The sequence below is a fragment of the Spartinivicinus ruber genome (assembly GCF_011009015.1).
Classification (GTDB): Bacteria; Pseudomonadota; Gammaproteobacteria; order Pseudomonadales; family Zooshikellaceae; genus Spartinivicinus; species Spartinivicinus ruber.
In genome coordinates, this window is the sequence record NZ_CP048878.1 from 970,270 (window position 1) to 984,811 (window position 14,542).

The following is a 14,542-nucleotide window of genomic DNA, read 5'->3' on the forward strand; positions in this document are numbered from 1 at the left end:
TTATTAAAGGTGCTCTTAAGAGAGTCTTTTAATTTATTTTTATTTTGAAGTTATTTTTTCGAATGATTGTCTGATATAAAAAATATGAAAAGCGATAACCAACTTAATGATAGAGGGCATCCAACTCAACTTCCCAAAGAACTCATTGACTGGTTAGCTAGGCCAGTAAAGCGGTTTTTGCACATTGAAACAGCTGTGGGCTGGGTACTTTTATTATTTACTATTGCGGCACTCGTACTTTCTAATTCTTCTTGGAGCCATATTTTTATGGCAATATGGGAAATTCCAATAGGTATTCATATTGGTTCGCTAGAATTCAGTCGCTCACTACGTGAATGGATCAATGAAGCTTTAATGACATTGTTTTTTTTTCTTATTGCACTAGAACTTAAACGGGAGCTTGTGCTCGGTGAGTTACGTACCCCATGTATGGCAGCCTTACCAATAGCGGCGGCACTGGGAGGTAGTTAATACCAGCTACCATTTATTTAATGCTGCAACTAGGTCAGCCAGGCCAGAATGGCTGGGGTACCGTAATGGCAACGGATACAGCGTTTGTTATTGGGTGTCTGGCATTACTGGGGGCTCGCATTCCCCAGAGTTTACGAATATTTATGCTGTCACTAGCTATTGTTGATGATATTGGCGCTATCCTAGTTGTAAGCATTGGTTATGGTAGTCGCATTCATTGGGAAATCCTTGCCTTATCTGCTATCGGCGTTGTTATTGTGAGGGTTATGACATTGCTTGGTGTTCGAAGCATAACTCTCTATTTTCTAATAGGTGGGATAATTTGGCTCATAATTGATGCATCCGGAGTACATGCAACAATTACTGGTATCATCCTTGGCTTGATGACACCAACCGTTAAATGGGTAACTGATAAACATCTGCATACCATTTTGGACAGTGTGGGAGTGATGCCAGAAGCTCATCATAAAAAAAAGCCACGAATCACCGAATGGCATTACGAACAGCGGAGGCTGCAGCACGTGAAGCACTATCACCAGTCGAGCGATTGGAAGCGTTGTTACACCCATGGGTTGGATTCGTTATTATGCCACTTTTTGCTTTTGCTAATGCTGGAATATTAATAAATTTCACAGATTTTGGAAACTCCATTACCTTAGCTGTTTTTTTGGGGTTTACACTAGGTAAACCGATAGGAGTACTTATCTTCAGTTGGATAGTTGTATTTACAGGTATAGCTTCACGCCCAGCGAACTTAAGCTGGTTATTATTATTGGCGGGAGGCTTTTTGGCAGGTATTGGCTTTACAATGGCGTTGTTTATTGCCAATTTAGCTTTTAGCCCAACCCTAATCAATTCTGCCAAGCTGGGGATTTTTTCAGCGTCATTGTTTTCTGCAATATTAGGTATCTCACTGTTGAGTTTATGGGCTGCTTTTGAAAAAAAACTGGATAATTAAGTGGGTTACTAACTTAGTAAGGTTTTAATTCGGCATAGTACGTACCATACCCACCTGTAAATACCCATTCATTATATCGAATAGGTGATATCAAAATGTTGCTTATAACTTCTAGCCATCCACAATCTCAAGGAGAAGAAATTGTAAACAGCATCAGTCACGGAATCGGTTTGATTGCGGTATTGATTGGAGCCCCATTTCTTAAATATGGCGATGTTGGTATTATTGTTGGTGTTAGCATCTTTCTTTCGAGAGTTATACTGCTTTACCTTTCATCTACACTTTATCATTCACTACCCATTGGCAAGAGTCCGGCTCCATTAGACCTGAACATACAATGCCAGATATCGCTTTGTCTTGGCGGGGGATACAGTCGGAGTCATTTTTTTGCCACAGGCTCGTGCTTAAAGTTTGGCCACTTCATCTGACATTTATTTGTTTTAGCAGGTACGACATGTCATTATTTCTCAGTACTTGGGTATGTGATTTAATAAACAAATTTATGTTTGTTCAAATGTTTTAAACTATATGGAATAGCAAATAGAAACAACTTGGTTAAAAAGCTATAAGCTTTAACAGCTAATAAAAAATACTGTATTGCGAGATAAAAACTCTATTTTTCATTGTCTAATTTTTCCATTTCTTCTTTAATCCAGTGGTAAACCTTTGATTGAGATATATTGTTAGCATGAAAATTTCTCTTGATTAGCTTCTCGATCATTAAAGCTTCATCTTTTGAGTAACCTTCTGATTGCGCAATCTTGTTAATAAGGTTTAGAACTTCATAACCTTCATTTTTATTGAATAAATCCATCCCTAAGTTTCCTTTTAGTCTAGAATCATTAGATTTTGTTTTCCAATGATATATATAATTTAACTCTCTTTTATTGATTACTGACATGAGAACACCTATTTTATTGACCTTAAAATATTTGTGGGGAAAGTTAAGTTACTTATTTAAGTATATGCTAATAAATGAACTTTTAGCAAAAGGGTTAGACTAATATACAAGTCTAACTAGAGTGAATTATGTAAAACAGCTTCAAGTTTAAATATAGTGAAATGTAATTTATTTTGATTTTTCAATATCCTGTAGGAACTTTATATATGGAACTGCAATCAACGAAAAAGCTACAAAGTGATGATGTGCAAGCTATTCTTAGCTTTTTAGATAGTTACTTTATTACTCAGATTGAAGAAAAAAGAGGAGGAAATTTGGATAGTGCTGCAAGAATAGCATGTGCGAGTATCCTACTAGATATGAGTATGTACTTACATGAAATATCTGAAGATACCAAATATAACCATGCATTATGTTGGTTAAACAAGAAGATTTTGGCTGAAATTAGCTCTCATATAAAATACCAAGATTACTACCCTAATCGTTTATTGATAAATAATATCAAGTCGTTGCAAATGGGGATTGATGCAAGTAAGTAAATAAAAGTCTGTTTTTTTAATAAGTTCGAAATATTTGTAGATTCTTTGCATAAGGTTTCTGATACGTTAAGTAACTATAGGGTGAACTATGTTTTCCATGCTTAAAACTATTATATTATCAGCTGGATTATTTATCAGTGTAACAACATTTTCTGAAACCATTGAGTTGGTAGATGGAACTATAATTGTAGGAGATGTCACTTCACTCAATGGTGGGGTTTATTTAATCAATACGTCTAGCTTAGGGCAAGTGCGGATAGAGCAAAGTAAGGTTCGCTCAATCAGCAAAGGGAAAGTTGTCTCTAGTTCAGGAAATGATTTATCAATCAATTCTATTGTTAATATCCCTAAAGCAATGACAGCTATTCAAACGCTACAGAATGACCCACAGATAAAAGCTATTCTTGCTGATCCGGAGCTTATGCGTCTTATTAGCAGTGGTGATCTTAATGCACTGCAAAGCAACCCTAAGATACAAGGATTAATGGCTAATCCTAATGTTAGATCTATTACGACTGAAATAATTGGAAAGTAACTGGTAGTGAGCATGAAATCATTTTCAATTTTAGGAGGGTGAGTATTTTTTATTTTATGTGAATCGATTATCGTTTGGAATATTTATTATATAGGTACTTTTATTTGTTGAAATATAAATATTGGTTGGAACCAGTTACAAGGAAAGAGGAGTAGAGTAAGTGATTCATAGTTTATAAAAATTAAATTAAACCTTCACACTCCAACATCTTGACACCTAACACACCTCAGGTGTAGCCTTAAATCACTACTAAATACCAAGCGGTTTCCGCACCCGTCAGATTTGCGGTTTTTTTGTGCCTGTTGTTTGCGCACAATCCTGCTTTGCCATGCATGTTTGTTATGGCGGGTGGAGAGGGGTAAATATAATACCATTCTATGGGAATAGCCCCCGCCGTCTTGGTACGGTAGTTGACACCTGCCTTTCCCGAAAGGCTTTTAAACTAAAATACCAAGGAGGCCAGGATGGCTACTTTAAATGCAAGTACTCCCTTTCAGTTAGTACCTAACCCTTATCATATCGTCCCTAATCCCTTTGAATATAATCGCGCTAAAATCCGTACTGCCTTACATCACAGTGGTGAGATTTGGTTTTGTGCTAAGGATGTTTGTGAGGCGGTGGGGTTACGTTGGCAGGGGGTAGGTAAATCCCTGCGGAATATTCCAGCCGAGTGGATCAGTATTGCCAGCTTACCGAATGGGGATTTTCAACAGGATATGTATATTATTTGCGAGCCGGCTTTGTATCGGTTGGTGTTTCGCTCGAATAAATCCCTAGCCGTAGATTTTACCAATTGGGTGTGCTGTGAAATTATCCCTACTATTCGTAAGCAAGGTTGTTATGACCAGGTGAGCCAACAAGACCAAGTTAAAATCACTAAAACCATTGTGAAATTAGTGAAAGAATTAAGCCATACCCAAGATGCGTTTATTTTTGATTTATTAAAACGTCGCTTAACAAGCTTGTGTAATTGCTTAGGTGAACCCATGCCTAACCTGGAATTGTTAGGGCAAAACCGTAATCAATTAGGGCTGGGGGTATAACGACAATGGAAGCGATTCAATTAACCCCTGAACAAGAAAAAGCCTTAGCTGCCGGTAAAATTCAGGTAGTCGGTAAAAATAAAGTGTATTGGTTGTGTGAGGCTGAGCTACACGAATTAAATCCCTTTATTCAGCTGTCAGTAAAAGATGCAATTGCTCAGGCTGAAACCCTGAATTTCTTGCTGCAAACTTTGCTGGGTGAGCAGGAAGCAGATGGGAATATTATTAATTATGCCGTAGCTGATCGGGAAGGGATGACCCTGGTGATTGATTATATTATGAAGCTGATGCAGTTTTTAGCAATCAAACAACCGGCTGAGACGACCACCTTTTAGCGTTACTTTTTAACTCTGCTTTTTTGTGTCAATCAATACCCAATTGCTTCTTTAGCTGTTGGGTATTTTTTTATCCGCTTTTTTGTCAACTGTCTGCATTACTAGTGTAATAGGGGTATGTAAATATTTACCTATTTTAACTGATATTGACTGAAATAGGTTAAATTTTACATCGGCCTTTTTTTAGTTGCTAGCGCAATGGTGATTAATGGGTTTATAAGGGCAATAAATAAACAGGGGATTTAATGGGTATTTTTAAACAAAAAAGCCGACATTAGCCGGCTTTGTAATAACCATCTCGGTGCGTTAATCGAGATAATTGGGTAACCCCGGGTTAGGGCTGACACTTTGTTGACACACCCGTGATTTGGGCGTTTTGTTAGTGTCTTGTTACAACAAGAAGCTTGTTCTTATTGCTGTAAACTGGTGGGCCCACCAGGACTTGAACCTGGGACCTGCCGATTATGAGTCGGACGCTCTAACCAACTGAGCTATGGGCCCGGAATGGAGGCAGGATTATACCCGGATGACTTTTACTTGGCTATAGCCAAATTGAAAAAAATAAGTGAGGGTTATTTATTAAGATAATATGTCTACTCTTTGTTCACTATATTCTAGTGCGCAACCAATAGTATTTTCATCTTAAGTCTAATAGCTTGTTTAAAAGATAACTGTTAGAAAATTGTGTTTCCTTTTATTTACGTCAGAGGCTCCCCCAGCAAGGTAGAGTTGTACTACTTTTAATGATTAAGTGAGTGCTTTTTAGTCAGTCGATTCAGCTGAAATGTGCATTTTTAATCAATATGTTGAATAATTGCTGCTGCCTTTAAGAAGTGTGAATTATAAGACAGTTTCTCGCTACGGCTGATAACAAAGCAGGCTTTTCGCTACTTTGCCAGTTTAAGGAAGCAGATGTAGGCTTTATCATGAAGTGGAATAAACAGGCAGCTGTTTTTAGCTTTTTCGTCAAACCTAGAGGGTGTTGCAATACTATTACGCTTACTAGCCAGGCACTGAAAAACGGCGCTCATTATTTATTCGGTGGTAATCAGCAGTGCTTTTTATTCGGCTCTCGCCTTGTGGTTGGGCTTGTAAATCTTTGTAACATTCTCATCAGAAGTAAGGGATCAGAAACATGGAGCTGTTGCTTCTTGTAGTAAGTGCTCAAAAACATGAAATGGGTTCTGAGGCCAGCCGTTTGTTTCAAACCTCTGGTGGTACAGTGGGGCGATCTGCTGGTTGTGACTGGGTGTTGCCAGATAAACAACGTCATCTTTCTGGTAAGCATTTATCCATCAACTATCGTGATGGGGCCTTTTATCTCACTGACACAAGTACTAATGGTGTATTTATCAATGGTTCTGTAGAACCGCTTGGGCGTGAGAATCAATATCAACTCAGGCATGGTGACAGGCTTCAACTTGCCGACTTTGAAATGGTGGTTGAAGTCAGAGACGATGCCCACCGTATACCCCATAACTTTGATAAAACAGAATTTACAGGGGGGGACTTTGGCCATCCCGCAGCAGGTTTTGGCCAAGATAACCTAATTCAATCAGCTGTGGACCAAGACCGTTTTGATCCAGTTTCAGCCTTTGGTGATGAAAAACCAGCAGAGTCTTCATCGTTTGGTGGTTTTGGTGGAGATGACTTATTAAATGGCTTTGGGAGTGGTGGTAGCCATGATCCTTATAAAGGCTTTTTAAGTGATGATGGATTACAAAAAGATCATGACTCAGTGATGGACTCATACTTCGAGCCACCTAAACCCCAAGAAAGCCAATGGGAAAACTTTAACGCCAGTTTAGATAACCCCCCACCAGAGCAAAGCAGCGAAGAAAGTTTTGAGAGTTTTTCTGCGCTTGATCCAGACCCTTATAACTTACCACAGCCAGCTGAGGGAAAACCCCATGAAGATATTTTAGCTGGCTTTGGTGGTGCCACCGAGCAGCAGAAAACAGAGCCACCGACTGATTATTTTGCTGGTCAACCAGAACCCCAGTCGCAAGAGCCAGCTGATGACTTTGCTGCTAAAAAAGACTCATTCCCAGACTTTGAGGAGCCACAACAACCAACCTTCTCTGAAGATTTTAAGCAACGGCCAGAGTTAGAACAGGCAGCGCCAGAAGAGCCTATCTTTCCGTTTGATGAACAACAGTCTTCTAGTAATGACAGCTTTTCTGGGGAGAGCTTCAGCGCGTTTGACCAATTTACTACTGAGTCTTTTCAAGAGGTACCCGCAGATATACCTGATCAAGATATCTCTGCTCAGCCAGAACCAAGCAGCGAGTCTACTGAAAATGGCGGGTTTGGGCTAACCATGTTTGGCTTTGTTGATAAGCCAGAAACAGAGGAAGACCCAACAGAAAAAAGTCCATTTGCAGAGGAGTCTTTCAACTCTTTTGAACAAAAAGAGCCAGAAATGTCCTTTGCAAATCAGACACCACTGGAACAGCTAAAACCAGACATACCTCAGTCGTCATCGTTTGAGGTAGAGCCATCTGCTAGTTCAGTATCAGAGCCACCAGCTAGCTCAAGACCACAACAACCAGCCCAGCCCAGCCACCAAGAGCCGGTAATTAGACAATACCAAAACCACAACCAGCCAGCTGCCCAGTCATCACCACCACCGCAACCAACTGTTCCTCAAGCACCAGTGAAAATGGATAAAGCATTTTTAATGTTGCTGGATGAGCTTGGTATTGACCCAGATGCGGTTTCACCTCAGCAGCTGCAAGTGTTGCCAAGAATTATTGGCCAAATCACCCGAAAAACCATCGGTGGGTTGATTCAATTATTAATGAGTCGGGCTAATCTGAAGAATGAGTTTCGGATGTCAGTCACCATGATTCAAACTCAAGAAAATAATCCGTTGAAGTTTTGTGTGAATGAAGAACAAGCCATTAAGCAAATGCTGGTTAATCCAATGATAGGCTATCTTGATCCTGTTGAAGCAGTGGAAGAAGCGCTAAATGACTTTCAAATACATCAGTTGGCGGTTATGTCTGCGACGCGTTCGGCACTCAACTATATGTTAAAACGGCTTGACCCTGAGCGGTTGGAGCAGAAATTTGAAGATTCAAAAAGCAAAGGGATGGTGTTAGGTAATAAACGTGCCCGTTATTGGGAAGCCTACAAAGAGTTTTATCAAGACATTTTAGAAGAAGAAAATGTTTTTCAGTCTTTATTTGGTAATGAATTTGCCAATGCCTATGAAAAACAAGTGCAAGCCTATTTAAACGGTAAGAAAGGAGGTTAGAAAGTGAAGCTTGCAGTTAGAGAGAGCATTATTGCTAAAAAATATCTTGGGCAGCTGTTAGCAAAGTGGCTGATGCTGCTTTCAGCAGTTTTTTTGTTAAGTGCTTGTATGCCCTCAAACGAAACCAAGTTAGATTTAAAGTATATAGTAGCGTCGGATGTAAACCCAGACCATAATCAGCGCCCATCGCCAGTGGTTATACGACTGTTTGAGTTAACAACACCCACCGTATTTGAAAATGCAGAGTTTTTTGGTTTATATCAGCAGCCGCAACAAATCTTGGGTAGCAGTCTGTTAAATCAGGAAGAGCATGAATTTAGCCCAGGCACCCAAGTAGAACACCGGCTGCTACTGCACCCTAATACTCATTTTGTCGCAGTGCTGGCAGCCTATCGAGACATTGAAAATGCTAACTGGCGCTTGGTTATACCAGTGAAACCCAAAGAGCGTAGTTCCGCTACCTTATTGGTTAACCGGTTAAGTATTAATTTAACTCAATAGCATTCTGTCAGGAGGCTGTTGCAAAAGCAGCTTTTGCAACAGCCTCAAGAAGTTAAGGAACACATCAATGCCCATGCAGGATAAAGTCATTTGGTCAGAAGGCATGTTTTTACGGCCACAGCATTTTCAGCAACATGACCGTTTTTATGATTTTCAACTAAAAGAGCGATTACGTAGTTGTTTGGCTTACAGTTGGGGGGTGAAAAACTTAAGTATTGACCAGCAACACTTGGCTCTGGGGAAAATTGTTATAAATAGCTGTGATGGGGTGCTACCTGATGGCACTCTTTTTTCAGTGCGTAATACGGCTAATGGGCAGCTGGCATTGGATGTGCCAGAAAATATCCAAGAAAAGATGGTTTATTTGGTTTGCCCTTTATCATCGGTGGATGATATCGAAGCAGATCAAAACTCCGATGATCAACTTGTTGCCAGGTTCACTCATAACCAAACTGTCGTACACGACAGTAATGCAGGTGATGACACGATTGCTGAGATTAAAACCGGGCAATTAAGGCTGACCTTGAAGCTAGAAGATGATGTGGAAGGGGCTTATGTCAAACTTGGAGTTTGCAAGATCATTGAGTCTCGTCCAGATAAAAGTATCGTGCTGGATGAAGACTATATTCCTCCCTGCGTTGATATTAAGGCAGTTCCCAAACTGGTAAGTTATTTAAGTGAAGTACAAGCATTATTAAATCACCGTGGAGAAGCATTAGCAGCTAGGTTACAAGGGGCTGCCAAACAAGGGATGTCGGATATCGCTGACTTTTTAATGTTGCAGTTGGTTAATCGACATGAGCCTTATTATAAGCATGTTGCCAGTTTAGATATTTTGCACCCTCAAACATTTTATACCCATTTAGTGATGCTAGCTGGTGAACTGGCTACTTTTACCACTAAACAAAAACGGCCAACCGATTTACCTACCTATCAGCACGATGATCTAGAAACCACTTTTATGAAAGTCATGGCTGATTTGCGTCAATCACTCAGCACAGTATTGGAACAAAATGCCGTGCGACTTGATCTGCAAGATCGTGGTTATGGGGTTCGAGTGGCTACGGTTAATGATCGTAACTTGTTCCGCTCAGCAGTTTTCATTCTGGCAGCAAAAGCCAGTGTGGCTAACGAAATTATTCGCAGCCGTTTTCCATCACAGGTAAAAATAGGCACCGTGGAGCAAATCGAGCAGTTGGTTAAACTACAGTTGCCTGGTATTCGTATTTCCCCATTAAATGTGGCACCGCGCCAAATTCCCTATCATGCTGGTTTTTGCTACTTCCAGCTGGATCCTCATTCAGATATCTGGCCAAGCATTGCTAAATCTGGTGGTTTCGCCTTCCATGTGGCAGGGGATTTTCCTGGCTTAGAGTTAGAGTTCTGGGCAATTAAACAGCAGTAAAACAGAGGCATTGGCATGGATGGATTCGACGAGAATTCGGATAAAACAGTAGTTAATTTTCATCAATCTTCTGGTCAGCCAGTCAAACCTACCCCTGGTCGTCGTAATCGGGGGATGGCCCAGCAGCCTATGGCTCCTTCTGGTCAACCTGATATTGCCTATCAGCAACAACCGGCAACTTTCAGTGATGAGTGGCGACAAGTTGTTAGTCGTGAAGTAACAGGTGTTAATTCCCTAGTAAATGCGGCTTCCCCCCTGATTAATATGGGAATTCGGCTGCGTAATCAAGCACAGGAAAGCAATGTTGAGCAGTTGCGGGATATGCTTTGCCAGGAAATAAAAAACTTCGAAATGAAAGCGCGCCAACAAAATATTGAAGAAAAAGTAGTAGGCGCCTCCCGTTATGTGCTTTGCACTTATCTGGATGAAACCATTGCCCTTACTCCATGGGGTAGCCAGGCTCAGTGGAGTAAACGTAGCTTGTTGAGTATTTTTCATGGTGAAACCTGGGGCGGTGAAAAATTCTTTGTTTTATTAGAGCGGCTGCGTTCTGATGCACATCGTAATCAAGACTTACTCGAACTGATGTATATTCTGATTAGCCTGGGTTTTGAAGGTAAATATCGTGTTATCGACCGGGGTAATGTCAAGCTGGAAGAGTTGCGTGATGATTTATACCGGCAGTTGCGGATGCTAAAAGGTGATCATGAGCGTGAGCTGTCTACCCAGTGGAAAGGCATTCAAGATCGTCGAAATGTTTTAATACGTTTTGTGCCATTGTGGGTGGTGGCAGTGGTTGGTGCAGTGATTGTGTTGGGTATGTACTCTGGCTTTGCTTACTTCCTTAATAAAGAAACAATCGCATTAGAAACTGGCTTTAAACCTTTGGTAAAAGAAGGGCGGGTTATCCCTGAAGAAACTGAGTTTGAAGAGCAGCAGCCAGCAGCAACAATTGAGGAACAACCTGCAGCAACTGAAGAAGAGACTGCCACTGAAGAGTGAGCCAATAACCGGAAAAGTGTGCTGTTTTTTTAATGGATAGTATTCATGAAGCGATTCATAGAGTTTATTAAGCAAAAATGGGTAATCACCTTAATTGGAGTGGTTGCTTTATGTATTTTAATCTGGTTCGTTGGCCCTTTAATTGCCATTGCTGAAAAGAAACCATTAGCAGGTGAAGTAGTTCGGTTGCTGATTATAATGGCGATTTTAATCTTATGGGGGCTTAATAATGTCCGCCTCTCAATGAAGGCGAAAAAAGAAAATAATGAGTTTATCCAAGGTATCCAAGAGGATGCTGCGTCTCAACAATTTGATACGGGCAATGAATCAGAAGAAGAGTTAGGTATATTACAAGAGCGCTTTGCTGAAGCGCTGGAAGTGCTGAAAAAAACTGAAGGTAGTAAAGGCCAGGGGCTTTATGAACTGCCTTGGTATATTATTATTGGCCCCCCAGGATGTGGTAAAACCACTGCACTGGTGAATTCAGGCTTGGAATTTCCATTAGCTGAGAGGTTTGGTAAAGAAGCTTTAAAAGGAATAGGGGGCACTCGCCACTGTGATTGGTGGTTTACCGATCAAGCAGTACTAATTGATACCGCAGGGCGTTATACCACCCAAGATAGTCATGCAAGTGTTGATGCTACGGCTTGGCTAGGCTTTTTGGATATGTTAAAGAAAAACCGTCGGCGCCGTCCAATTAATGGCGTGGTTTTAGCGATTAGCCTGCAGGATTTAGCTGCCCAAAGCGAAGTAGAAACCACAACCCATGTCAAAGCAGTTAAAGCACGGTTACAAGAGTTAAATAAGCGGTTAGGCATTAAAATTCCTGTTTATTTGATGTTTACCAAGTGTGACTTAATTACTGGCTTTAATGAGTTCTTTGAAGATTTAGGTCGAGAAGAACGTGCTCAGGTGTGGGGAACCACTTTCCCAGAAAAAGATGAATTTAATGTTGTTGAACTATTTAATCAGGGGTTTGAGCAGCTTATCAAACGACTTGATGAGCAAATGTTGACAAAAATTCATCAAGAACGAGATGTTAACCGTCGTGGCAGAATTTTAACCTTTAGCCAGCAAATACAGCAGTTAAAGCCAGTTGTTAGTGATTTTATTGAAAAAGTATTCTCTGGCTCTCGTTTTCATGACAAGCCATATATCCGTGGCTTCTACTTCACCAGTGGTACCCAGAATGTCACTATGATTGACCGGGTGGTTGATAGTTATGCCAATCAAATGGGTATGGCTGCGCAGCCAAATGCAGCAGGCACTGGACGAAGCTATTTCATCACTCGTTTGCTTAACGATTTAATTTTTGCTGAGGCAGGACTAGTCGGACTTAATAGGCGTTATGAAAGTAGCCGTTTGTGGGTACAAAGGGCTTCATATGGGGCTGTAGTCGGTACAGCGGCTCTGGGGGCTTTTGCTTGGTCCACTAGTTTTACGCAAAATGAGTTGAAATTAAATGATGTTGAAGATCAGTTAGAAGGATTTGAAAAAGGCAAAAAGCAACTGACTCGGCATTATGGTGAGGTAGATACAATTCCGGTTATTTCACCTTTAAAAGAAGCGATTGGTGTGTTTGATACGGATAATATCGCTTTTACCGAAAGGCTGGGGTTATATCAGGGGAATCGAATTAAACCGGTTACTCGGCAGGCTTATTATAATCAATTAGAAGAAGTTTATTTGCCTTCGATAAAAAGGCGATTAGAAGAGCAAATGCGCAGTGGCTTTAATGAACCAGAATATTTATTGCTGGCCCTAAAAGCCTATTTAATGTTAGGTATGCCAGAGCGGCGCAATGAAGACTTTATTAAAAACTGGATGGCACTGGACTGGGAGGCAACGTTGCCGGGGCAAGCTAATGAACAAAATACCCTTAAGGAATATTTGGATGATTTAATTGCGGGCGGCTTTGAGCCTGTAGAGTTGGATAATGACTTAGTTGAACGTGCTCGCTACGAGTTGCGAAAAATCCCTTTACCAGTACAAGTTTATTCACAAATTAAAAAAGATTATATCAAGCCTGATCGTTATCGTAGTTTTGAAGATGTATTGGGTAAAGAAATTAACAAAATATTTACCAATACAGATCATAAAATACCTAACCTGTACACCTATGATGGTTATTATCGTACCTTTAAACCAGAGAGCTTAAAGTATTTAACTGAGCTAGCTAAAGATAACTGGGTATTGGGTACTTCAAAAACTGATTATAGCCCAGCAGATATCAAGAAATTTCATGATCAAGTACAGAGTTTGTATTTTAAAGACTACAACAAACACTGGGAGACTGGCTTAAATCAACTACGGTTGAAGCCATTTGCCAACTTATCAGAGGCTGCTAATCAGTTAAGTCAGATTACAGGTAGCTACTCACCATTTAGGCAAGTATTGGATGATGTGAGGAAAAATACACAACTGTCGTTATTTACTGAAGGTAATTTAGATAAGTTGGAGCAAGCCAACGAAATAAAAAAAGCAGCTCGTATTAGAACACCTAAAGTTGATCGCTTAGCCAGAGTGGCAGGTAAAGTTGCGAAAAAATCCAATATCAAAACTGACGCGATTAGTAGTGCAGTTGCAACACCGGTTGAAAAACACTTTCGTGATGTTAACCAAGTCAGTGATGCAGGTGATAACCGTAATAGTGAGCTGGATCGGATTATTGATACGTTAAATGGTTTGAAAAGCTATGTGGCATCGATTGCACAAAGTAGTGATCCAGCAGAAGCGTCTTATAAAGCAGCCAAAAGTAAAATTGGCGGCAGTGATGAACATATTCGTAAAGTGCGTACCATAGCGGCAACCACGCCAGAGCCGATTAAATATTGGTTAATGGATATTGCTGATCAAAGCTGGAAATTAATGATTGGTGGTGCAAATGGTTATCTCAATCAAATTTATGCTAATACGGTTTTACCTTTGTACAAAAAAGGTTTAGATGGTCGTTATCCCTTATATGGTAATAGCCAGCGCGAAGTGACCTTGCGTGACTTTTCTGAGTATTTCCGTCCTGGTGGGGTAGAAGATAACTTCTTCCAGCAATATATCAAACCTTTTGTGAATACTCGTGGCCGTAATTGGAGTATTAAAAAGGTTGATGGCCAGTCAATCAGAATTAGCGGTAGTGCTTTAAAACAGTTTGAAACCTCTGACAAAATCCGCCGGGTATTTTTCCCTGATGGGGCAAAACAACCCAATGTTAAGTTTGCCATGAAGCCAGTTTATTTGGATGCCAATATTGGTAAATTTCAGCTGAATATTGATGGTCAACGCTTAGTTTATCGACATGGCCCAAGGGTGCCTACGCGGTTGGTTTGGCCTGTGGATAATAGTTTAAATGAGTCTGGTATTATTTTTGAAGACTTAAACGGCTTACGGGTTGGTTACAAAGAAAAAGGTACTTGGTCATTTTTCAGGATGATGGATCACTTTAAAGTGTCTAATACCAGTATTGCTGATCGGTTTAGGGTGTCTTATCAGTTAGATGGACGGCAGGCTGATTATGAAATCTCAGCAAACAGTGTAATTAACCCATTTAATAGCCGGCTGTTGAGAAGTTATCGCGCAGTAAACAGGCTATAAAATTA

Annotated in this window: 13 protein-coding genes and 1 tRNA gene; 12 read left to right on the top strand and 2 right to left on the bottom strand. The window is 40.4% G+C overall.

Features of this window, described 5'->3' with window-relative positions:
* Positions 1-84: 84 nt before the first annotated feature.
* Genes G4Y78_RS31265 through G4Y78_RS31275 form a run of 3 tightly spaced genes read left to right on the top strand, consistent with a single transcriptional unit; the run spans position 85 to position 1,429 of the window.
* Positions 85-471 carry a Na+/H+ antiporter NhaA gene (locus G4Y78_RS31265; protein WP_222937638.1) on the top strand — a complete coding sequence of 129 codons (387 nt, stop codon included), beginning with the start codon at positions 85-87 and terminating at the stop codon, positions 469-471.
* A gap of 20 nt (positions 472-491) precedes the next feature.
* On the top strand, positions 492-1,094 hold the full coding sequence (locus G4Y78_RS31270; RefSeq protein ID WP_222937639.1) for a Na+/H+ antiporter NhaA: 603 nt from the start codon (positions 492-494) through the stop codon (positions 1,092-1,094).
* Entirely contained in the window at positions 1,028-1,429 is a 402-nt protein-coding gene (locus tag G4Y78_RS31275; protein WP_268935048.1) for a Na+/H+ antiporter NhaA, read from the top strand. Before G4Y78_RS31270 ends, G4Y78_RS31275 begins: the two co-directional genes overlap by 67 nt.
* Positions 1,430-2,042: 613 nt before the next feature.
* On the opposite strand, the gene G4Y78_RS04465 is transcribed toward G4Y78_RS31275, so the two are convergent.
* On the bottom strand, positions 2,043-2,330 hold the full coding sequence (locus G4Y78_RS04465; protein ID WP_163831889.1) for a hypothetical protein: 288 nt from the start codon (positions 2,328-2,330) through the stop codon (positions 2,043-2,045).
* 206 nt (positions 2,331-2,536) lie between these two features.
* Here G4Y78_RS04465 and G4Y78_RS04470 point away from each other — a divergent pair, with 206 nt between their 5' ends.
* The 4 genes from G4Y78_RS04470 (at position 2,537) to G4Y78_RS04485 (ending at position 4,782) form a co-directional block, all read left to right on the top strand.
* Positions 2,537-2,869: a hypothetical protein gene (locus tag G4Y78_RS04470; protein ID WP_163831890.1), complete on the top strand. Its 333-nt coding sequence runs from the start codon at positions 2,537-2,539 to the stop codon at positions 2,867-2,869.
* Between the two features lie 97 nt (positions 2,870-2,966).
* Positions 2,967-3,404 carry a hypothetical protein gene (locus G4Y78_RS04475; protein WP_163831891.1) on the top strand — a complete coding sequence of 146 codons (438 nt, stop codon included), beginning with the start codon at positions 2,967-2,969 and terminating at the stop codon, positions 3,402-3,404.
* Positions 3,405-3,868: 464 nt separating this feature from the next.
* Entirely contained in the window at positions 3,869-4,447 is a 579-nt protein-coding gene (locus G4Y78_RS04480) for a BRO-N domain-containing protein (protein WP_163831892.1), read from the top strand.
* Between the two features lie 5 nt (positions 4,448-4,452).
* On the top strand, positions 4,453-4,782 hold the full coding sequence (locus tag G4Y78_RS04485; protein WP_163831893.1) for a hypothetical protein: 330 nt from the start codon (positions 4,453-4,455) through the stop codon (positions 4,780-4,782).
* A gap of 424 nt (positions 4,783-5,206) precedes the next feature.
* Here G4Y78_RS04485 and G4Y78_RS04490 read toward each other — a convergent pair.
* Positions 5,207-5,283 (bottom strand) — tRNA-Ile (locus tag G4Y78_RS04490).
* A 634-nt stretch (positions 5,284-5,917) separates the two neighbouring features.
* Between G4Y78_RS04490 and tagH the strand changes: the two genes are divergently transcribed.
* The 5 genes from tagH (at position 5,918) to tssM (ending at position 14,537) form a co-directional block, all read left to right on the top strand.
* Positions 5,918-8,041 carry a type VI secretion system-associated FHA domain protein TagH gene (gene tagH, locus G4Y78_RS04495; RefSeq protein WP_163831894.1) on the top strand — a complete coding sequence of 708 codons (2,124 nt, stop codon included), beginning with the start codon at positions 5,918-5,920 and terminating at the stop codon, positions 8,039-8,041.
* A 3-nt stretch (positions 8,042-8,044) separates the two neighbouring features.
* Positions 8,045-8,542 carry a type VI secretion system lipoprotein TssJ gene (gene tssJ, locus G4Y78_RS04500; protein WP_163831895.1) on the top strand — a complete coding sequence of 166 codons (498 nt, stop codon included), beginning with the start codon at positions 8,045-8,047 and terminating at the stop codon, positions 8,540-8,542.
* A gap of 67 nt (positions 8,543-8,609) precedes the next feature.
* The gene (tssK, locus tag G4Y78_RS04505) at positions 8,610-9,947 is read left to right on the top strand and encodes a type VI secretion system baseplate subunit TssK (RefSeq protein WP_163831896.1); all 1,338 of its coding nucleotides are present in this window, start codon (positions 8,610-8,612) and stop codon (positions 9,945-9,947) included.
* 15 nt (positions 9,948-9,962) lie between these two features.
* Complete coding sequence (icmH, locus tag G4Y78_RS04510) at positions 9,963-10,949, top strand: type IVB secretion system protein IcmH/DotU (RefSeq protein WP_163831897.1); 987 nt, start codon at positions 9,963-9,965, stop codon at positions 10,947-10,949.
* A 45-nt stretch (positions 10,950-10,994) separates the two neighbouring features.
* Positions 10,995-14,537: a type VI secretion system membrane subunit TssM gene (gene tssM, locus G4Y78_RS04515; protein ID WP_163831898.1), complete on the top strand. Its 3,543-nt coding sequence runs from the start codon at positions 10,995-10,997 to the stop codon at positions 14,535-14,537.
* The last annotated feature ends 5 nt before the right edge of the window (positions 14,538-14,542 follow it).